General features: G+C 72.4%; 17 protein-coding genes. 9 read left to right on the top strand and 8 right to left on the bottom strand.

The window, feature by feature from the left end; genetic code table 11:
* Nucleotides 1–138: 138 nt before the first annotated feature.
* From AB0447_RS16930 to AB0447_RS16910, 5 genes are read right to left on the bottom strand one after another with little or no spacing between them, the layout of a single operon-like run.
* The gene (locus tag AB0447_RS16930) at nucleotides 139–1,449 is read right to left on the bottom strand and encodes a DUF58 domain-containing protein (protein WP_366477426.1); all 1,311 of its coding nucleotides are present in this window, start codon (nucleotides 1,447–1,449) and stop codon (nucleotides 139–141) included.
* Nucleotides 1,449–2,432 (bottom strand): MoxR family ATPase, encoded by a 984-nt coding sequence (locus AB0447_RS16925; protein WP_366477425.1) that lies wholly within the window; start codon nucleotides 2,430–2,432, stop codon nucleotides 1,449–1,451. The genes AB0447_RS16930 and AB0447_RS16925 overlap by 1 nt, the downstream gene beginning before the upstream one ends.
* Nucleotides 2,429–3,670 carry a DUF4350 domain-containing protein gene (locus AB0447_RS16920; protein ID WP_366477424.1) on the bottom strand — a complete coding sequence of 414 codons (1,242 nt, stop codon included), beginning with the start codon at nucleotides 3,668–3,670 and terminating at the stop codon, nucleotides 2,429–2,431. The genes AB0447_RS16925 and AB0447_RS16920 overlap by 4 nt, the downstream gene beginning before the upstream one ends.
* Complete coding sequence (locus AB0447_RS16915; RefSeq protein ID WP_366477423.1) at nucleotides 3,667–4,368, bottom strand: DUF4129 domain-containing protein; 702 nt, start codon at nucleotides 4,366–4,368, stop codon at nucleotides 3,667–3,669. The genes AB0447_RS16920 and AB0447_RS16915 overlap by 4 nt, the downstream gene beginning before the upstream one ends.
* 4 nt (nucleotides 4,369–4,372) lie before the next feature.
* Complete coding sequence (locus AB0447_RS16910) at nucleotides 4,373–5,608, bottom strand: hypothetical protein (RefSeq protein ID WP_366477422.1); 1,236 nt, start codon at nucleotides 5,606–5,608, stop codon at nucleotides 4,373–4,375.
* Between the two features lie 213 nt (nucleotides 5,609–5,821).
* Here AB0447_RS16910 and mtrA point away from each other — a divergent pair, with 213 nt between their 5' ends.
* The 6 genes from mtrA to AB0447_RS16880 all read left to right on the top strand — a co-directional run bounded on the left by mtrA (nucleotide 5,822) and on the right by AB0447_RS16880 (nucleotide 13,111).
* Nucleotides 5,822–6,511: a two-component system response regulator MtrA gene (mtrA, locus tag AB0447_RS16905; protein WP_189747360.1), complete on the top strand. Its 690-nt coding sequence runs from the start codon at nucleotides 5,822–5,824 to the stop codon at nucleotides 6,509–6,511.
* Nucleotides 6,512–6,549: 38 nt separating this feature from the next.
* On the top strand, nucleotides 6,550–8,493 hold the full coding sequence (gene mtrB / locus AB0447_RS16900) for an MtrAB system histidine kinase MtrB (RefSeq protein ID WP_366477445.1): 1,944 nt from the start codon (nucleotides 6,550–6,552) through the stop codon (nucleotides 8,491–8,493).
* Nucleotides 8,477–10,306 carry an LpqB family beta-propeller domain-containing protein gene (locus AB0447_RS16895; RefSeq protein WP_366477420.1) on the top strand — a complete coding sequence of 610 codons (1,830 nt, stop codon included), beginning with the start codon at nucleotides 8,477–8,479 and terminating at the stop codon, nucleotides 10,304–10,306. Before mtrB ends, AB0447_RS16895 begins: the two co-directional genes overlap by 17 nt.
* A 155-nt stretch (nucleotides 10,307–10,461) precedes the next feature.
* Nucleotides 10,462–11,202 carry a ComF family protein gene (locus tag AB0447_RS16890; RefSeq protein ID WP_366477419.1) on the top strand — a complete coding sequence of 247 codons (741 nt, stop codon included), beginning with the start codon at nucleotides 10,462–10,464 and terminating at the stop codon, nucleotides 11,200–11,202.
* Nucleotides 11,203–11,477: 275 nt separating this feature from the next.
* Nucleotides 11,478–12,233: a ribosome-associated translation inhibitor RaiA gene (gene raiA / locus AB0447_RS16885; protein ID WP_366477418.1), complete on the top strand. Its 756-nt coding sequence runs from the start codon at nucleotides 11,478–11,480 to the stop codon at nucleotides 12,231–12,233.
* 167 nt (nucleotides 12,234–12,400) lie between these two features.
* Complete coding sequence (locus AB0447_RS16880; protein WP_366477417.1) at nucleotides 12,401–13,111, top strand: response regulator transcription factor; 711 nt, start codon at nucleotides 12,401–12,403, stop codon at nucleotides 13,109–13,111.
* Here the strand turns inward: AB0447_RS16880 and AB0447_RS16875 are convergent.
* Complete coding sequence (locus AB0447_RS16875) at nucleotides 13,108–14,268, bottom strand: crosslink repair DNA glycosylase YcaQ family protein (RefSeq protein WP_366477416.1); 1,161 nt, start codon at nucleotides 14,266–14,268, stop codon at nucleotides 13,108–13,110. The two genes, AB0447_RS16880 and AB0447_RS16875, sit on opposite strands and share 4 nt — an antisense overlap.
* Before the next feature lie 29 nt (nucleotides 14,269–14,297).
* Nucleotides 14,298–14,900, bottom strand: coding sequence for a GNAT family N-acetyltransferase (locus AB0447_RS16870; RefSeq protein ID WP_366477415.1), 603 nt, complete (start codon nucleotides 14,898–14,900; stop codon nucleotides 14,298–14,300).
* 226 nt (nucleotides 14,901–15,126) lie between these two features.
* On the opposite strand from AB0447_RS16870, the gene secA reads away from it, so the two are divergent.
* Nucleotides 15,127–17,910 (top strand): preprotein translocase subunit SecA, encoded by a 2,784-nt coding sequence (gene secA / locus AB0447_RS16865; protein WP_366477414.1) that lies wholly within the window; start codon nucleotides 15,127–15,129, stop codon nucleotides 17,908–17,910.
* Nucleotides 17,911–18,007: 97 nt separating this feature from the next.
* On the opposite strand, the gene AB0447_RS16860 is transcribed toward secA, so the two are convergent.
* Nucleotides 18,008–18,544, bottom strand: a complete 537-nt coding sequence (locus tag AB0447_RS16860; RefSeq protein ID WP_366477413.1) for an Rv3235 family protein — start codon at nucleotides 18,542–18,544, stop codon at nucleotides 18,008–18,010.
* 593 nt (nucleotides 18,545–19,137) lie between these two features.
* On the opposite strand from AB0447_RS16860, the gene AB0447_RS16855 reads away from it, so the two are divergent.
* Nucleotides 19,138–19,638 (top strand): hypothetical protein, encoded by a 501-nt coding sequence (locus AB0447_RS16855; RefSeq protein ID WP_366477412.1) that lies wholly within the window; start codon nucleotides 19,138–19,140, stop codon nucleotides 19,636–19,638.
* Complete coding sequence (locus AB0447_RS16850) at nucleotides 19,635–20,291, top strand: HAD hydrolase-like protein (protein ID WP_366477411.1); 657 nt, start codon at nucleotides 19,635–19,637, stop codon at nucleotides 20,289–20,291. The genes AB0447_RS16855 and AB0447_RS16850 overlap by 4 nt, the downstream gene beginning before the upstream one ends.
* The last annotated feature ends 34 nt before the right edge of the window (nucleotides 20,292–20,325 follow it).

Here is a 20,325-nt window from a genome sequence, read left to right as displayed (position 1 = left end):
CTGCAGGGGGGACCCTGTGGGAGAGTAGGACGCCGCCGAACAATCATTGTGGGAAAGCCCCGCACCTTATGGTGCGGGGCTTTTCTGCGTTCAGGACCCGTTAACCGGATCCCGGGGCAGTGAGGCCTCGGGAGGGGGTTAGAGGCGGCCGGCGGATTTGAGGGATAGGTAGGCGTCTGCCAGGGCGGGGGCGAGGGTGTCGGGGGTGGCGTCGACGACCGTGACGCCGTGGCGGGACAGTTCGTCCGCGGTGCGGCGGCGCTGTGTTTGGGACTGGGTGGCGGCCGCGGCCTCGTAGACGGCGTCCACGGAGCCGCGGGATGCGGCCATGGTCGCTACGTGGGGGTCTGCCACAGAGGCCAGCAGGACCGTGTGGCGTTGCGTGAGCTGGGGGAGGAGCGGGAGCAGGCCCTCTTCGATGGGGGCGGCATCCAAGCTCGTCAGGAGGACCACCAGGGAGCGGCGCGGGGCGTTGCGGAGGATGGTGGAGATCAGGGTGCGGGCGTCCGTCTCGACCAGTTCGGGTTCGAGCGGGGCCATCGCGTTGACGAACGCGGCCAGGATGTCGCCGGGCGGGCGGCCCTGGACCTGGGCGCGGGTGCGGCGGTCGTGGGCCAGAAGGTCCACGCGGTCGCCGGCCCGGGTGGCCAGGGCGGTGAGGAGGAGGGCCGCGTCCATCGAGGCGTCCAGGCGGGGTGCGTCGCCGACGCGGCCGGCCGAGGTGCGGCCGGTGTCGAGGCAGATCAGGATGTGCCGGTCGCGTTCGGGGCGCCAGGTGCGCACGGCGACCTTGTGCTGCCGGGCGGTGGCGCGCCAGTCGATGGAGCGGGTGTCGTCGCCGGGCACGTAGTCGCGGAGGCTGTCGAACTCGGTGCCTTCGCCGCGGGTCAGCATGCTGGTGCGGCCGTCCAGTTCGCGGAGCCGGGCCAGGCGGGACGGGAGGTGCTTGCGGCTGGTGAACGGGGGCAGGACCCGGACCGTCCAGGGGACCTCGTGCGAGCCCTGGCGGGTGAACAGGCCCAGCGGCCCGTACGAGCGGATGGTGACCCGGGCGGCTTCGCGGTCGCCGCGGCGGGTGGGGTGCAGGCGGGTGGTCAGGCGCCGGCGTTCGCCGGGCGGGACCAGCAGCCGGTGCCGGGAGGCCTCGGTGTCGGTGCCGGGCAGCCAGCTGCTGGGCGGCCAGGCGTCCCTGAGGCGGGCGCGGAGCGGCCGGGTGCCCGGGTTGGTGACGGTCAGGTGGACGTCCGCGGTTTCGCCGAGGCGGACGGAGGTGTCACCGGAGCGGGCCAGTCGGAGCGTACGGACCGGTGCCGCGAGGGCGCAGTCGACCGCGCAGGCCAGGGCCAGCGGGCCGTTGACGGAGAGGATCCCGGTCCAGCCGGGTTCGAGGATGCCGACCGGGATGCTGCCGAGGGCCGCCAGCAGTGCGGCGCGTCCGGTGAATCCCATCAGCGGGGCACGGGGACGTGGGACAGGATCGCCGAGAGGACCGAGTCGGCCGTGACTCCTTCCATCTCCGCTTCCGGGCGGAGCTGGATGCGATGGCGGAGGGTCGGCAGGGCGAGGGCCTTCACGTCGTCGGGGGTGACGTAGTCGCGGCCGGTCAGCCAGGCCCACGCGCGGGAGGTGGCCAGCAGGGCGGTGGCGCCGCGCGGGGAGACGCCCAGGGTCAGGGACGGCGATTCGCGGGTGGCGCGGCAGATGTCGACGACGTACCCGGCGATCTCGGGGGAGACGGAGACGCGGGCCACGGCCTGGCGGGCCGCCTCCAGGTCGGCGGGGCCGGCGACCGGGCGTACGCCGGCGGCCTTGAGGTCACGGGGGTTGAAGCCGGCCGCGTGCCGGGTCAGGACGCCGATCTCGTCCTCGCGGGACGGCAGCGGGACCGTCAGTTTGAGGAGGAAGCGGTCGAGTTGGGCCTCGGGGAGGGGGTAGGTGCCCTCGTACTCGACGGGGTTCTGGGTGGCTGCGACGAGGAAGGGGTCGGGCAGCGGGCGGGGTGTGCCGTCAACCGTGACCTGACGTTCCTCCATGGCCTCCAGGAGGGAGGACTGGGTTTTGGGAGGGGTCCGGTTGATCTCGTCGGCGAGCAGCAGGTTGGTGAAGACGGGGCCGTTCTGGAAGGAGAACTCGGCGGTGCGGGCGTCGTAGACCAGGGAGCCGGTGACATCGGACGGCATCAGGTCGGGGGTGAACTGGACGCGCTTGGTGTCGAGTTCGAGGGAGGCCGCGAGGGCCCGCACGAGGAGGGTCTTGGCGACGCCGGGGACGCCTTCGAGGAGGACGTGTCCGCGGCAGAGCAGGGCGACGACGAGACCGGTGACGGCGGAGTCCTGGCCGACCACGGCCTTGCCGATCTCGGTGCGGAGCGCTTCGAGGGAGGCGCGGGCGCGGTCCGCCGAGGCGGCGGACTCGGTGGTCGGGGACGTCATGAGGTGCGGACCTCTCTTTCGAGGGCGTCGAGGTGGTCGGCGAGCGCGACGAGTGCCGCGTCGTCGGCGGGGGTGGGGCCGAAGAGAAGGTGGGTCAGATCCCGGGCGGGGGGCTGGGGTTGGGCCGGGCCGGCTGCGGCGGACACGGCGGGCAGCAGGACGCCCGGGTCGTGTGCCCCGGCGGCCGGTACGCCGACCAGTGCGGCGAGGCGTTCGCGGGCGGCGGCGCGCAGCACGGTGGCGGCGCGGTCGCGGGCGCCGGCCTTGCGGTAGAGGCGGGCGCGGCCCTCGGTGGCTTCCGAGGCGCGGACGACGACCGGCAGGTGCTCGGTGACGAGCGGGCCGAGCCGGCGGGCCCGCCACAGGGCGGCGAGGACGGCGGCGAGGGCGAGTTGGAGCAGGGCCCAGCCCCAGCCGGCCGGGACGAGTTCGAGGAGGGACTTGTCCTCGGCGCCGCCGGATTCGGCGAGTTCGGCGACGGAGGGCAGGTACCAGACGAGGTGCGGGCGGGAGCCGAGGAGGTGCAGGGCGAGGGAGGCGTTGCCCTGTTCGGCGAGGTTCTCGTTGTGGAGCAGGGCGCTGTTGCCGAGGAGGACGGTGTCGCCGCCGGCGGTCGCGGGGAGGACGAGCAGGGTCGGCCTGCCGCCGTCCGGGTAGCAGCCGGTGGCCTCGGGGTTGGCGGTGGTGTAGCGGACGTCGCCGCCGGTCTGGGCGCGGCCCGCGGAGACGGCGGCGGGCAGTGCGCAGTCCGGGGCGCGGAGTTCGTCGCCGGTGGCGGCGCGGCTTTCGACGCCCGGGGCGAGGGCGCGGGCGGTGCTGCCGCGCGGGCCGAGCAGGACGGTGCGGCCGCCGGACAGGTCGATGGCGGTGCGGAGGGTGTGCTGCTGGGCGGGTCCGAGGAGGCCGGGGTCGGTGACGAGGAGGGTGGTGTCGGGTCCGGCGGCGTCGGCGGCCTCCTGAGTGGAGGTCACGACCCGGGTGGTGACCCCGCGTTCGTCGAGGAGCTGGGCGAGTGCGCGGCTGCCGAGCGGGTCGGCGGAGCGGGGGTCGAGGGCGGCGTGCTGCCGGCCGGAGTCGAAGGCGGCGAGGACGATGCCGGCGGCGAGGAGGACGGCGAGGAAGAGCAGGAAGCCGCGGGCCCGCCGCCACAGGGCTGCGGCGTCGAGGGCGGTCGAGGTACGGGGCTCTGCGGGGGCGGCTGGGCGCGGCTGGGCCTCGTGCCGGTCGGGGCCGGTCATGAGGCGGCTCCGGGGTGTTCGGGCCCGGCGGCGGGGGCGGCACCGGCGGCGGCTGTGGCCAGTGCGGGGCGGGCGCGTTCGACGGTGAGGTCGAGCTCGCGGAGCCGTACGTACATGGCCTGGTCGGCGGTGCGGCCGCCGTAGGTGACGTCGTCGAAGACGCGGGCGGCGGTACGGAGGTCCGCCGCGTGGGCGGGGAGGGAGGCGGCGGCTTCGGCGGCGGCCTCGTCGGCGGTGCGGCCGGGGCGGGGGTCCAGGAGGGTGCGTTCCTCCAGGGACTGCACGAGGGCGCGCATCCGGTCCTGGACGGCTTCGGTCCAGCGGCCCGCGGCCGCGTGGGCGTCGGCTGCGGTCCGGTATTCGGCGGCGGTGCGGGCCCGCTCGTCGAGGAGGGTGCCTGCGGGGCCGGCGGCCCGTTCGGGGGTGCCGAGCCGCCACCACAGCAGGCCGGCGGCCAGCACGATCAGCAGGATGACCACGATGATGCCCAGCGTGCCTCCGGGGGTCGCCCCGGAGGCGGCGCCGAACAGGTCGTCGACCCACTCGAAGAACTTCCGCATGGCCCGGTCGACCAGGCTGGGGTCGTTCTCGTGGTACCTCGGTTTGGACAGTTCGCGCTCGGCGGCCTCGCGGGCCGCGTCGCGCGGTGTCGTCACCGGCGGTGTCTCGCTGATGGGCAGGCCCCCCGTGCCGGTCACCGCATCAGCTCCCGGCCGGCGGCGGGGTGCTGCCGGGGGTGCCGCCCTGGTTGCCGCCGTAGTTCTCGACGCCGGCCGCACGGGCGAGCTCCAGGTCGAGGGCTTCGCGGCGGATCCGCTGGTCGATGTACAGGAGGACGGTGACGCCGGCCTGCATCGGCAGGACGATGGTCAGGGCGATGACCGTGCCGATCCCCGAGATGATCAGGAAGGGCCAGCTGTCGACGCCGCGGCCGTCGAGGACGCCGGAGAGGCCGTCGCTGCTGACGAGGCCGCCGATGAAGGTGAAGACGGCGACGATCAGGCCGGCCACGAACCCGGTGATGATGTTGGTGAGGACGGAGATGCCGAAGATCCGCCACCAGGAGCCGCCGACCAGCTTCGAGGACCGGCGCAGCGACTGGGCGATCCCGGCCCGCTCCAGCATCAGCGCGGGGGAGGCCAGCGCGAACTTGGTCCACAGCCAGGCGATGAGCCCGAGGGCCACGATGAGTCCGAACACGAGGAGGCCGACGCTTCCGGCGGCGACGCCGGGGAGCATCAGTACGGCGGCGATCGCGAGGGCGCCGAGGGTCAGCAGCAGGGCCAGTCCGGCCAGCTTGGGGAGCTGGGGGCGGGCGCCGTGCCAGGCCTCGCGGATGCTGGAGGCCTGGCCGAGCACCGCCTTGCTGAAGATCATCGTGAGTAGGGCGGTGACGATGACGGAGCCGACGAGCTGGATGAAGCTGTCGGTGAGGCTGACGACCAGGCTGCCGCCGAGGGAGTCGAGCAGTTCGTCGGGGGTGGCGTTCTCGTCGGGGGTGACGAGGAAGTCCGACAGCACGGTGCGCTGCAGGGAGAGGCTGATCAGCTGGATGACGACGGCGACGGCCAGGGTGAGGGGCAGTACGGAGCGCCAGTGGGTGCGCATCGTGGTGACCGCGCCGTCCAGGATCTCGCCGAGGCCCAGGGGACGCAGCGGGATCACGCCGGGCTTGGCGGCCGGGGGCTTGCCCCAGCCGCCCGGGGCGTACGGCGGCCCGCCGGGCTGCTTTCCGTACCCGCCCCAGCCGGCGCCGGGCTGCGGCGGGGCCGGCGGCGGGGTCTGGCCGGTGCCCGGGTTCGACCACTGGCCGGGCGGCGGCTGCTCCGCGGACCACTTGGAATCGGGCCGGTCCGGCTGCGCGGGCTGCGGGTTTGCGCCCTGTTCGCGGTCGGACGGGTCGGATCCGGGCGAGGCCCAGCCCGGAGAGTCGTTCATCGTCGCTCCTTCAGGGGGTGCCCGTGCGGAGGGGGCGGGGCGCTGGTCGGCTGCCATCGTGCCACGTGCGATCTCCGGGCGGACCGGCCCTCCCCCGTATTCCGGCCCTGCTCACACCTTCAATTGTCGCCTGCCGAGGCGGCAGACTGGACGACTGGATCACAGGAGGCCCGCTGTGTGCCAGGTCACGCCGGGTCACGATTGGCTAATGGGATGATGTCAACCATGAAGGGACGCGTCCTTGTCGTCGACGACGACACCGCGCTGGCCGAGATGCTCGGCATTGTGCTGCGTGGAGAAGGTTTCGAGCCGTCGTTCGTGGCGGACGGCGACAAGGCCCTGGCTGCCTTTCGCGAGGCCAAGCCAGACCTGGTGCTGCTGGATCTCATGCTGCCCGGACGGGACGGCATAGAGGTCTGCCGGCTGATCCGCGCCGAGTCCGGCGTGCCTATTGTCATGCTCACCGCCAAGAGTGACACCGTGGATGTGGTGGTGGGCCTGGAGTCAGGGGCCGACGACTACATCGTCAAACCGTTCAAGCCAAAGGAGCTGGTTGCACGCATCCGGGCCCGGCTGCGCCGCTCGGAGGAGCCCGCACCGGAGCAGCTGGCCATCGGTGACCTGGTCATCGACGTGGCCGGCCACTCGGTGAAGCGGGACGGAGCATCGATCGCGCTGACCCCGCTGGAGTTCGACCTGCTGGTCGCCCTCGCCCGCAAGCCCTGGCAGGTGTTCACCCGCGAGGTGCTGCTGGAGCAGGTCTGGGGTTACCGGCACGCGGCCGACACCCGCCTCGTCAACGTGCACGTGCAGCGGCTGCGCTCCAAGGTCGAGAAGGACCCGGAGCGCCCCGAGATCGTGGTGACGGTCCGCGGCGTCGGCTACAAGGCCGGACCGAGCTGAGCAGCATGAACCCCGGCAGGTCCCCGCGGGCCGGCCGGATGCTCCACGACGGGGCGCCCGGCGGCCCCGTCCTGCGGCTCCTCGCCCGACTGGTGCGCAGGCCGCTGCTTCCGGCTGTCCGGATGTGGCGGCGGAACATCCAGCTGCGGGTGGTCGCCGCCACCCTGCTGATGTCCCTGGGCGTGGTCCTGCTGCTCGGCTTCGTCGTCATAGGGCAGGTCAGCAACGGGCTCCTCGACGCCAAGGAGGAGGCCGCGCAGAGCCAGGCCGCAGGCGGTTTCGCGGTCGCCCAGGAGCGGGCGAACGCCCCGTCCGCGGCGGACGGGCAGGACCCCACCGCCGTCGACAACAAGCTCGGCCGGGACGCCAGCACCTGGATGAACCTGCTGGTCAAGCAGCTCGCCAGCGGCGGGCAGACCGCCTTCGAGGTGGTCGCCCTGGGCACCGGGGAAATCGGGCCCGGGGTACGCGGAGCGCGTGCCTCCGGCGATGTCGACCCGGCGGTGAGCGTGCCCGAGGCGCTGCGCAGGGCCGTGGACACCCGGGCCGGCGCCTACCAGACCTTCTCCGAGATCAAATACAGCGCGCCGAACACCCCGGCAGAGCCCGCACTGGTCATCGGCAAGCGCCTGACCGACATCAACGGCGAGCCGTACCACCTCTACTACCTCTTCCCGCTGACGCAGGAGGAGGAGACCCTCAACCTGGTCAAGGGCACCATCGCCACCGCCGGCCTGTTCGTCGTCGTCCTGCTGGGCGCCATCGCCTGGCTCGTGGTACGCCAGGTCGTCACCCCCGTCCGGATGGCCGCCGGGATCGCGGAACGGCTCTCCGCCGGCCGCCTCCAGGAGCGGATGAAGGTCACCGGTGAGGACGACATCGCCCGCCTGGGCGAAGCCTTCAACAAGATGGCCCAGAACCTCCAGAACAAGATCCAGCAGCTGGAGGACCTGTCCCGGATGCAGCGCCGGTTCGTCTCCGACGTCTCGCACGAGCTGCGCACCCCGCTGACCACCGTCCGGATGGCCGCCGACGTCATCCACGAGGCCCGCGCCGACTTCGACCCCATCACCGCCCGGTCCGCCGAACTCCTCGCCGGCCAGCTCGACCGCTTCGAGTCGCTCCTCGCCGACCTGCTGGAGATCAGCCGGTTCGACGCCGGCGCGGCCGCCCTGGAGGCGGAGCCGATAGACCTCCGGGACGTCGTACGCCGCGTCATCGACGGCGCCGAGCCGCTCGCCGAGCGCAAGGGCAGCCGGATCCGGGTGCTCGGCGACTCCCAGCCGGTGGTCGCCGAAGCGGACGCCCGCCGGGTCGAGCGGGTGCTGCGCAACCTGGTCGTCAACGCCGTCGAGCACGGCGAGGGCCGGGACGTCGTGGTCCGGCTGGCCTCGGCCGGCGGCGCCGTCGCCGTGGCCGTCCGCGACTACGGCGTGGGTCTCAAGCCCGGCGAGGCCACCCGCGTCTTCAACCGCTTCTGGCGGGCCGACCCGGCCCGGGCCCGCACCACCGGCGGCACCGGCCTCGGCCTGTCCATCGCCGTCGAGGACGCCCGGCTGCACGGCGGCTGGCTGCAGGCCTGGGGCGAACCGGGCGGCGGCTCGCAGTTCCGGCTCACCCTGCCCCGCACCGCCGACGAGCCGCTGCGCGGTTCCCCGATCCCCCTGGAGCCCGAGGACTCGCGCGGCAACCGGGCCCGGGCCGCCGCGGAGAAGGCCGCCGCCGAGAAGGCCGCCGCGGACCGGGCCGCCGCCCGCCACGGCGGCGGCGCGGAGCCGGGCGGACGCCCGCGCCCCGGAGACCGGCGCACCCCGGGCACCGGACCCGACCACCGCTCGCCGATACCGCCGCGGCCCGCGGTGAGCACCGCCGTACCGGTCCCGGCCGACCCGACGGCCCTGCCCGGCAACGGCGCCCGGGTGGTGGCCCGCCCGGCCGAGACCACACAACGAGAGGGTGAACCCGGTGAAGGCCAGGTCTAGGGACAGCCGGGCGCAGCGCACGGGGGGCGCCCTCGCGCTGGGCGGCGCCGGCCTGCTGCTGGCCGGCTGCGCCTCCATGCCCACCCACGGCGAGGTGCGGGCCGTCTCGCACTCCCAGGGCGCCGACTCACAGGTCCGCGTGTACGGCGTGCCGCCGGCCGCCAACGCCAGCCCGTCGGAGATCGTCGGCGGCTTCCTGGAGGCGATGACCAGCGACGACCCGCAGCTGTCCACCGCCCGCCAGTACCTGACCACCGAAGCCGCGAAGACCTGGAAGCCGGGCTCCGGCATCACCGTGCTCTCCGCCGGCCTCGGCCGCTCGCCCGACAAGCCCGGCAAGCACCAGAAGGAACCCGAGGCCCCCCGCTTCAAGCTGTCCGGCAACAAGGTCGCCACCGTCGACGAGCGCAGCGCCTACCACCCGGAGACCGGCGGGGTGCAGTTCGAGCAGTACCTGGAGCTGGTCCGGCAGGGCAACGAGTGGCGGATCTCCTCGCTGCCCGACGGCCTGGTGCTCAGCGAGTCCGACTTCCAGCGCATCTTCATGCCCGTCAACAAGTACTACTTCGCCTCGGGCACCCTCGTCGCCGACCCCGTGTACGTGCGCCAGCGCACCGACCCGGACTCGCGCATGGACAAGATGACGCAGACCGTGCAGTCGCTGCTGGACGGGCCGTCCAAGTGGCTCGGCCCGGTCGTCACCTCCAGCTTCCCCACCGGGACGGCACTCAAGGACGGCACCAAGTCCCTGTCGTACGACGCCCAGAACACCCTGCGCGTCCCGCTCAACGACAAGGTCGACAACGTCACCGAACCGCAGTGCCAGAAGATGGCCACCCAGCTGATGTACACCGTCCGCGACCTGACCTCGTCCCGGCTGGCCCGGGTCGAGCTGGTGCGCCCCGACAAGTCGGTGCTGTGCGGAGTGGACGAGTCGGTGGCGGCCACCATCGCCAACCGGGTGCCGAGCCCCCGCCACGAGTACTACATCGAGGGCCACAAGCTGCTGAGCGTCGACCTGCCCAGCGACCCGGAGCACTCGTTCGAGCGGGCCGTGCCGGTCGGCGGCCCGCTGTCCTCCGCCCCGCAGCTGAAGGTGGGCACCGCGGCCGTCGCGTACGAGGAGAAGCGCGCCGGAGTGGTCTCCGAGGACGGGCACAACCTGTACGTGGTGTCGCTGACCACCGCCGGACCGCTGCCCGCCCCGCTGCTCACCAGCCGGGTCAAGGACGGCCTGTCGGCCCCCAGCTGGGACGGCCGGGGCGACCTGTGGGTCGCCGACCGGGACCCTCAGCACCCGGTGCTGTGGCGGGTGCCGGCCGGCACCGGCACCCCGCAGAAGGTCGAGGTGGCCGGGCTGGACGGCCGGCGCATCGAGGCGCTGCGGGTCTCCTCGGACGGGGTGCGGATCGCGCTGCTGTTCTCCAAGGACGGGCGGAAGAACCTGTACATCGGCCGGGTCGAGCGGCCCGAGGGAGCCGCGGACGCGGGCCGGGTCTCGGTGCGCGAGCTGCGCCCGGCCGCCCCGCAGATGGCGGACGTGACGGCGATGAGCTGGGCGCCGCGGGGCCGGCTGCTGGTGGTGGGCCGGGAGAGCGGCGGGGTCATGCAGGCCCGGTACATGCAGGCCGACGGGTCGATGGTGGCGGGCAGCCTGCCGGGCGCCACCGGCCTGAGCGAGGTCGCCGCGTCGGAGGACGAGAAGAAGCCGGTGGTCGCCTACTCCAGTGACGACGGCATCGTGTGGCTGCCGCCGGGCGCGCAGTGGCTCACCGTGTCGGCGGCCGGCAGCTCCCCCGTCTACCCGGGCTGACCTGCTTTCTTTCGGGCGAGCGGCTCGACGGCGCTTTTCGGCCTTTTCTTCGGCCTGCTTCGGTTTCGCCGGCCTTCTCCGGCGTTTCCCGCTCCGCCCCCGGGGGTTTTCCACAGGGGTCGCACAGCGCTGGCCGGCTCCGGCACCGTGGAGTCATGCGCGGGTGGTGGCAGGAGCTCGTCGGACTGGTGCTGCCGGTGGAGTGCGCCGGGTGCGGGGAGGTTCGGATGCTGTTGTGCGGGGAGTGCCGCGAGGCGCTGAGCGGGGCGAGGACGGGGGCTGTGCGGCCGCGGGCGGAGCCGGCGGGGCTGCCGGTGGTACAGGCTGCCGCCGCGTACCGGGGCGCCGTACGGGCCGTCCTGCTGGCCCACAAGGAGCGCGGGGCGCTTCCGCTGGCCGGGCCGCTGGGGCGGGCGCTGGCCGCGGCGGTGCGGGCGGGCCCCGCAGGGGGCCAGGACGGGCCCGAGGTGGTGCTGGTGCCCGTGCCGTCGGCGCGGCGGCAGGTCAGGGCGCGCGGCCATGATCCGGCCCGCAGGATCGCCCTGGCGGCTTCCGCGGAGCTGCGCCGGGGCGGGACCGCCGCGCGGGTGGCGCCCGTACTGCGGCAGCGGCGGACGGTGGCGGACCAGGCCGGGCTGGGGGCGCGGGAGCGCCGGGAGAACCTGGCCGGGGCGCTGGAGGTGCGCCGCGACGGGGCCCGGGTGGCGGCCGGCGGGCGGCTGGTCCTGGTGGACGACTTGATCACCACCGGAGCGACCCTCGCGGAGGCGGCCCGGGCGGTGCGGGAGGCCGGCCTGCCGGTGACGGCGGCGGCAGTGGTCGCGGCGCCCGCGGAGTCCTTCGGCACGCCCGCGAAAGGCTCGGAAAATCGTTCGGAGCAAAAAAGTTGCGAATAGATTTGGAACTGCAGGGGAACGCGCATCGTTGCAGGTAGTACGAGGGAATGACCACCTGGACGGAGGTTCATCCCGGTAGCGGGTGCCGACAACCGGCCATCAGAGCTATGTTCGGTTGTAAGGAACTGGCGATCCTTGGGCGCCGACGCAGTCGGGACACGTGTGTGCAGGTGGTGTCTCTCGACTCCCGAAGTCGGTGGGGTGGTGATCTTGCCGATGGGGGAGGAGGAGGTGAAAGTCGCCAAGTCCGAGACTCCGGTGTTCACCGGAGTCTGGTGCAAGAGGGAGACGCCTCGCCCGACGAGGGGCGGGGCCATCCGGGAACGGAGTTCTGCGTGGACATCGTCGTCAAGGGCCGCAAGACCGAAGTGCCCGAGCGGTTCCGCAAGCACGTCGCCGAGAAGCTGAATCCGGAGCGGATCCAGAAGCTCGACGCCAAGGTGATCAGCCTGGACGTCGAGGTGTCCAAGGAACACAACCCGCGCCAGGCCGACCGTTCCGACCGCGTGGAGATCACCCTTCATTCGCGAGGCCCGGTGATCCGTGCCGAGGCCGCCGCCGCCGACGCGTATGCGGCGCTGGACTTGGCCCAGGACAAGCTCGAGGCCCGGCTGCGCAAGCGGCACGACAAGCGCCAGACCCGCCGCGGCAACGGCAGGCTTTCGGCGGCCGAAGTCGCCGACGTCGTGCCCGACGCCGCACACCTGAACGGAAGCGGACAGGTGGTACCCGAACAGCAGGCGGACGCGATCCCGACGAGTCGGATCGGATCGATCGAAGTGCAGGGCGAAGGCCCGCTGATCGTCCGCGAGAAGACGCACGCGGCGGCACCCATGTCGCTCGACCAGGCTCTCTACGAGATGGAGCTGGTCGGCCATGACTTCTACCTGTTCGTCGATTCCGAGACCAAGCAGCCCAGCGTCGTCTACCGGCGCCACGCCTACGACTACGGCGTGATTCACCTCAGCCCCGACGCCGCGACCTCCGGCACGGTCGAAGCCGGCGGAGCAGGCGGAGCCCTCGGCGGCTGACGCGCCCCCTTCGAGTGCCCCCGCGGACCGCTCAGGCGGCCGCGGGGGCACCCGTATGAGCCAACCGGCCTGAAAGCGACCGGCTGCCCGGCGCCGTGGCATGGAATCATGGCGGGCAGTCAACTGGAGTTCGGGCCACGGTCCATGGGCCTGCAGGGGGAGGAACGATGACGGACAGCTTCGGACCGGAGCACGACGAGGACGGTGCGGGCTGCCGTGAGCCGATCCGGGTCCTCGTAGTCGACGACCACGCGCTGTTCCGGCGCGGACTGGAGATCGTCCTCAAGCAGGAGGAGGACATCCAGGTCGTCGGCGAGGCCGGGGACGGCGCGGAGGCGGTGGACAAGGCGGCCGACCTGCTGCCCGACATCATCCTGATGGACGTCCGGATGCCCAGGCGGGGCGGGATCGAGGCCTGCACCTCCATCAAGGAGGTGGCGCCCTCCGCGAAAATCATCATGCTGACGATCAGCGACGAGGAAGCCGACCTCTACGACGCGATCAAGGCGGGCGCGACCGGCTACCTGCTGAAGGAGATCTCGACGGACGAGGTGGCCACCGCGATCCGCGCCGTCGCCGACGGGCAGTCGCAGATCAGCCCCTCGATGGCGTCGAAACTGCTCACCGAATTCAAGTCGATGATCCAGCGCACCGACGAGCGCCGGCTGCTGCCGGCGCCGCGGCTCACCGACCGGGAACTGGAAGTCCTGAAGCTGGTGGCCACCGGTATGAACAACCGGGACATCGCCAAGGAGTTGTTCATCTCCGAGAACACCGTGAAGAACCACGTGCGGAACATCCTGGAGAAGCTCCAGCTGCACTCCAGGATGGAAGCCGTCGTCTACGCGATGCGCGAGAAGATCCTCGAAATCCGTTAGAGCGCGGCCAGTTCCGCGATGACGGCGGCGGCTTCCGCCGGGGACTGGGCGCGCTCCACCCGGACGGAGTCGCAGCCGACCCACTCGGCCGCCTCGCGCAGGGCCTCCGCCATCGGACGGGCCGCCTTCGGCGAGGTCAGGGAGAGCTGGCGGGCCACCAGGGTGCTGCCCTCGCGGGCCGGGTCCGCCCGCCCCTGGAGCCGGCCGCCCGCCAGCAGCGGCATCGCGAAGTAGCCGTGTATCCGCTTCGGCTTGGGGACGTACGCCTCCAGCTTGTGGCTGAAGCCGAAGATCCGCTCGGTGCGGGGCCGGTCCCAGACCAGCGAGTCGAAGGGGGACAGCAGGGTCGTGCGGTGCCGGCCGCGCGGGGCCGTCGCCAGCGCCGCCGGGTCGGCCCAGGCGGGCTTGCCCCAGCCCTCCACCTCCACCGGCACCAGGCCGGAGTCCGCGACCACCGCGTCGAACTGATCGCCCTTGATCCGGTGGTAGTCCGCGATGTCGGCGCGGGTCCCGACGCCCAGGGACTGACCGGCCAGGGCGACCAGGCGGCGCAGGCACTCCCCGTCGTCCAGGTCGTCGTGCAGCAGCTCGTCCGGCACGGCCCGCTCGGCCAGGTCGTAGACCCGCTTCCAGCCCCGGCGCTCGGTGCAGACCACGTCACCGGTGTCCAGCAGCCACTCCACCGCGATCTTGGTCTCGGACCAGTCCCACCAGGGGCCGCCGTTCTTCGCGCCGCCCAGCTCGGTGGAGGTGAGCGGTCCCTCGGCCTTCAGCCGGTCCAGGACGAGGGCGCACGAGCCCTCCCGGTCCTTCATCTTGTGCCAGCGGTAGCCGTGCTCCCGCCGGACCCGGCGCCGGAACGCGAAATGCGGCCATTCCTCGATCGGCAGGATGCAGGCCGCGTGCGACCAGTACTCGAAAGCGTGGTTGTCGGTCCAGTAGGCCCGCTCGACCTCAGGGCGGCCCACCGCGCCGAGCCGGGCGTAAGGGATCAGCTCGTGCGAGCGGGCCAGCACCGAGATGGTGTCCAGCTGCACCGCGCCCAGGTGCCGGAGCACGCCGCGCACCCCGCCGCGGCGGTCCGGCGCCCCGAGGAAGCCCTGCGCGCGCAGCGCGATCCGCCGGGCCTCGTCCGCCGTAAGAGAAACCGTGGTCATGGACGAACCCTAGAACCAGGCACTGACAATCAGCCCTCCCGAAGCGAGGGCGAGGGAGAAGGCGAGGGCGAGGGCAGGTACGGAAGCCGGGACGGCAGGCCGAGGTCCGAGGGCAGCAGGGCGCCCACCCAGCAGTCGCGGAGGGTGTCGCGGTGCTCCATGCCCGCGCGCTGCACGCCCTCGATCCGGAAGCCGGCCTTCTCGGCGACGGCCCGGGAGGCGGTGTTCCCGATCCCGGCGCGCCAGATCAGCCGCACACAGCCGGCCTCGGTGAAGGCCCAGCGGGCCACGGCGTGCACCGCCTCGGTCATGTAGCCGCGGCCGCGGTGCCCGGCCGCCGTCCAGTAGCCGATCTCGTGCGCGTGGGGGCCGCGCAGGATCACGCCGACGGCGGCGACCAGCGGGCCGTCCCCCGCCCCGAGCCGCACCGCGAAGTTGTACTCGGTGTCGTTGCGCCAGTTGTCCGGGACCTTCTCCACGAAGCTCTGCGCGTCCTCCGGCCGGTACGGGACGGGCACCGGGATCCACCGCTGGATGTCGGCGTCCCGGCAGGCCGCGTGCACCTCGGGGACGTCCGCCGGAAGGTGGGGGCGCAGGGTCAGCCGCTCGGTGGTCAGGGTGATCGGTTCCATGAACGGATTCTGCTGCCGGTCCGCCCTCCGGGCGAACAGATTTCGGTGAGGGCGGCACCTTCCGTGTCCCCCGTACGTTCTCATTCCGGGCGCGTGCCGCCCTGCGGACACGTCGGGCCTCCCGACGCGGCGGCGTCCTCGCTTACGATGGCCGTTGCGGTGGGGTCCACCTGCCGTGCCCGTCACGAACCAGTGCCAGGCCCGACCGGCAAGGAGACAAACCTCGGTGTCCGTCTTCAACAAGCTCATGCGTGCAGGCGAAGGCAAGATCCTGCGCAAACTGCACCGCATCGCGGACCAGGTCAACTCCATCGAAGAGGACTTCGTCAACCTCTCCGACGCCGAGTTGCGGGCGCTCACGGACGAGTACAAGCAGCGGTACCAGGACGGCGAGAGCCTGGACGACCTGCTCCCGGAGGCCTTCGCGACGGTCCGCGAGGCCGCGAAGCGCGTGCTCGGCCAGCGCCACTACGACGTCCAGATGATGGGCGGTGCGGCCCTGCACCTCGGCTACGTGGCCGAGATGAAGACCGGTGAGGGCAAGACCCTGGTCGGCACCCTGCCCGCGTACCTGAACGCGCTGTCCGGCAAGGGCGTCCACCTGATCACGGTCAACGACTACCTGGCCGAGCGCGACTCCGAGATGATGGGCCGGGTCCACAAGTTCCTGGGCCTGACCGTCGGCTGCATCCTCGCCAACATGACGCCCGCGCAGCGCCGCGAGCAGTACGCCTGCGACATCACGTACGGCACGAACAACGAGTTCGGCTTCGACTACCTGCGCGACAACATGGCGTGGTCGAAGGACGAGCTGGTGCAGCGCGGCCACAACTTCGCCGTGGTCGACGAGGTCGACTCGATCCTCGTCGACGAGGCCCGTACCCCGCTGATCATCTCCGGCCCCGCCGACCAGGCCACCAAGTGGTACGGCGACTTCGCCAAGCTGGTCACCCGGCTCACCAAGGGCGAGCCCGGCCAGCCGCTCAAGGGCATCGAGGAGACCGGCGACTACGAGGTCGACGAGAAGAAGCGGACCGTCGGCATCCACGAGGCCGGTGTGGCCAAGGTCGAGGACTGGCTCGGCATCGACAACCTCTACGAGTCGGTGAACACCCCGCTCGTCGGCTACCTGAACAACGCCATCAAGGCGAAGGAGCTGTTCAAGAAGGACAAGGACTACGTCGTCATGGACGGCGAAGTCATGATCGTCGACGAGCACACCGGTCGCATCCTGGCCGGCCGCCGCTACAACGAGGGCATGCACCAGGCGATCGAGGCGAAGGAAGGGGTGGACATCAAGGACGAGAACCAGACCCTCGCCACGATCACCCTGCAGAACTTCTTCCGCCTGTACTCGAAGCTGTCCGGCATGACCGGTACGGCCATGACCGAGGCCGCCGAGTTCCACCAGATCTACAAGCTGGGCGTCGTCCCGATCCCGACGAACCGCGCGATGGTCCGCAAGGACCAGCCGGACCTCATCTACCGCACCGAGGTCGCCAAGTTCGCCGCCGTCGTCGACGACATCGCGGAGAAGCACGAGAAGGGCCAGCCGATCCTGGTCGGCACCACCTCGGTCGAGAAGTCCGAGTACCTCTCGCAGCAGCTCAGCAAGCGCGGCGTCCCGCACGAGGTGCTCAACGCCAAGCAGCACGAGCGCGAGGCCTCCATCGTCGCCCAGGCCGGCCGCCGCGGCGCGGTCACCGTCGCCACGAACATGGCCGGCCGCGGTACGGACATCAAGCTCGGCGGCAACCCCGACGACCTCGCCGAGGCGGAGCTGCGGCAGCGCGGCCTCGACCCGGAGGAGCACATCGAGGAGTGGGCGCACGCCCTGCCCGAGGCGCTGGCCAGGGCCGAGGCGGCCGTGAAGGCCGAGTTCGAAGAGGTCAAGGAGCTCGGCGGGCTGTACGTGCTGGGCACCGAGCGGCACGAGTCGCGCCGTATCGACAACCAGCTCCGCGGCCGTTCCGGCCGACAGGGCGACCCGGGCGAGTCCCGGTTCTACCTGTCGCTCGGCGACGACCTGATGCGCCTGTTCAAGGCGCAGATGGTCGAGCGGGTCATGGCGATGGCGAACGTGCCGGACGACGTGCCGATCGAGAACAAGATGGTGACGCGGGCCATCGCGTCGGCCCAGTCGCAGGTCGAGACCCAGAACTTCGAGACGCGCAAGAACGTCCTGAAGTACGACGAGGTGCTCAACAAGCAGCGCGAGGTCATCTACGGCGAGCGGCGCCGGGTCCTGGAGGGCGAGGACCTGCACGAGCAGGTGCGCCACTTCATGGACGACACCATCGACGCGTACATCCAGGCCGAGACGGTCGAGGGGTTCGCGGAGGAGTGGGACCTGGAGCGCCTGTGGGGCGCGTTCAAGCAGCTCTACCCGGTCAAGGTGACGGTGGAGGAGCTGGAGGACGCGGCGGGCGACCGCGCCGGCATCACGGCGGAGTTCATCGCGGAGTCCGTCAAGGACGACATCCACGAGCAGTACGAGGCGCGCGAGAAGCAGCTCGGCTCCGACATCATGCGTGAGCTGGAGCGGCGCGTGGTGCTGTCGGTGCTGGACCGCAAGTGGCGTGAGCACCTGTACGAGATGGACTACCTGCAGGAAGGCATCGGCCTGCGGGCGATGGCGCAGAAGGACCCGCTGGTCGAGTACCAGCGGGAGGGCTTCGACATGTTCAACGCGATGATGGACGGCATCAAGGAGGAGTCCGTCGGCTACCTGTTCAACCTGGAGGTCCAGGTCGAGCAGCAGGTCGAGGAAGTCCCCGTCGCGGCCGAGCAGCCGGTCGTGCCGCGGCCGGAGATCCGTGCGAAGGGTCTGGACGCGCCGCAGCGGCCGGACCGGCTGCACTTCTCCGCGCCGACGGTGGATGGCGAGGGCGGTGTGATCGAGGGCGACTTCGACGCGGACGGGCTGCCGGCGGGCGAGGGCGACGGCCTGACCCGCGCGGAGCGCCGCAAGGCCCAGCGCGCTTCGGGCGGCCGCCGCCGCAAGAAGTAACCGCCTCCTGTGGTTCCACCGGCCGGGGCCGGACCCTTCACGGGGTCCGGCCCCGGCCGCGTTGCGTCCGTGGCGTCGGGCCGTGGCGGGGGCCGGGCTACGGCTGTGAGCCGGCCGCCGTTTCGTGGCCGGGGCCGACTTCGACTGCTGCGCAGCGCCAGCGGAGGTCGGTGCCCTGTTCGAGGCGGAAGGCCATGGCCGTGACGCGGTCGCCGATCGCGATGCGGGCGAAGGCCTCGATGACGCCCGGGCAGGGGCGGAAGCGGCCGCAGTGGCGCAGGATCGGGCGGAGGCCGTCGCGGGGCGGGCCGTTGCGGGTGAGGGTGATCAGCTGCTCGTAGGCCGGGCCCACGGTGTGGCCGAGGAGGAAGTGGACGGGGCGGCGGCCGCTGAGCACGGCGAGCAGCGCCTCGGCGAACCAGGCGTGCGGGGCTGCGGCCATCCGGCGCGGGTCGGCCGGGCCCGGGCGGAACCGGGGCTGCCCGGCCGGGCGCCGCTGGTCGCGCCGCCCGGCGGGGCGGGTCCGCGCGACGGCCCGCGCCCGTTGCCCGCCGGCCCCGGGTGTCGTCCGGGCCCCGGGTGTCGTCCGGGCCTGGCGGGGCTCGTCGCCGTCGTACGTGCCGGTTGGGTTCATCGCCGTCTCCCCGTGGGCGGGCCGGTACGCATGTACCGGGAAGTAACTTGGTGGGGGATGTGTACGACCGGCCCGTCGCTTGCCGCAATCGGCGTCGGGGCGGCCGGCCCGGCCATGGCAGCTTCACCTATCAGGGTGGCCGGCCCCCTCCGCGGCCCTTCGGCGGGCTTGCCGGGGCTTTCCGGCCGCTGCCGTGTTGACGGTGGGCCGAGGCTCTGCGCAACCCGAAGGGGGACGGCGGGCGGGGCACGGCGCGGCGTCGTGTGGACGGGCGGGCGCGCTGCGCTTGGCCTTTCCCCTACCCGCCCCTTCCCGAACTGGGGGCAAGCCCCCAGACCCCCGTACGTGCGCTCCGCGCCCGTGCGCTCAAACGCCGCGCGGGCTGAATTCAGCCCCGCCGGCGTTTGAGGCGCGGGGTCTGGGGCGGAGCCCCCCCACGCGGCGGAGCCGCATATCCGGCACAGGGGGAAGGGGCGGGTAGGGGAACAGCCCGCGCAGCGGGGGGCCCGCAGCGGGGGTCGGCGTAACGCCGTGGACTTGGGGGGTGGTCGCCGTATCCTGGGGGCGTTCTCGACTACGGAAAGCAGCCGGCCATGCGCGTGTACGTCCCCCTGACCCTCCCCGGGCTCGCCGAGGCGCACAAGGCGGGCGAGCTGGGCCCCGCCCCCCTGCGTGCCTACACCGTGACGCCCGCGCTGCGGGAGTGGTACGTCTCGGACGACATCGAAGAGCTGGAGTACGCCGCCCTCAGCCGCGCCGCCGCCGCCTCGCTGCGGATGATCGCCGAGGATGCCGGCGCCCCCCGCCGCCGCGTGGTCATCGCCGTGGACGTTCCGGACAAGGCCGTGGGAGCCACCCCCGGCCTGGACGAGGCGACACTGGGGCAGGTGGCCCTGGACGCCGCCGTGCGGCTCTCCACCGCCGCCGCCGTGCACGTCGACGCCGGTGACGCCGAGGAGGACGTGGCCGCCGCGGCCGCCGCCCTGCCGGCCGCCGACGCCGGGGACGACGACGCACAGTTCACCGTCGACGGCGCCGAGGACCACGAGCTGCTGTGGTTCGGGGTGCAGGAGATTCCGGGGCTGCTGCGATGACCCACATCGTCTGGGACTGGAACGGCACCCTGCTGCACGACATCGATGCCGTCATAGCCGCGACCAACGCCTCCTTCGCCGAGTTCGGCTTCGAGCCGATCACCCTGGAGCGCTACCGCGAGCTGTACGTCGTCCCCGTTCCGATGTTCTACGAGCGGATCATGGGCCGGCTCCCCACCGAGGAGGAGTGGCTCGTCATGGACGAGACCTTCCACCGGCACTATTGGGCCGCCGCCTCGGAAGCCGGTCTCGCCGAAGGTGCCGAAACCCTCCTCGGCGACTGGCAGCGGGCCGGCCTCAGCCAGTCCCTGTTGTCCCTCGCGCCCCACGACCGGCTCGTACCGCTCGTCCGGACCCACGGGATCGAGAGCCACTTCGTCCGGATCGACGGCCGCATCGGCCCCTCCCACACCACCAAGGCCGGTCACCTCGTACGCCATCTGGCGGCCATGGCCCCGGCCGGTGTGACCGCCGGGCGTACGGTCCTCATCGGAGACGCCCTGGACGATGCCGCGGCCGCCGCCCACGTGGGCGCCCGCGCCGTCCTCTACACCGGCGGTTCGCACAGCCGAAGCAGTCTGGAATCAGCCGGTGTCCCCGTCGTGGACACGCTGGAGGAAGCCGTACGCGCAGCCCGCGAGCTGGCCGAATAGCACCTGCTCGCATGCACCGGGGCCGGCGTCGCTG

Source organism: Streptomyces sp. NPDC051211 (assembly GCF_040689505.1).
In the GTDB taxonomy this organism is placed as follows: domain Bacteria; phylum Actinomycetota; class Actinomycetes; order Streptomycetales; family Streptomycetaceae; genus Streptomyces.
Note: the sequence above shows the minus strand (reverse complement) of the source record. Positions and strands in the feature narration are given on the sequence as shown.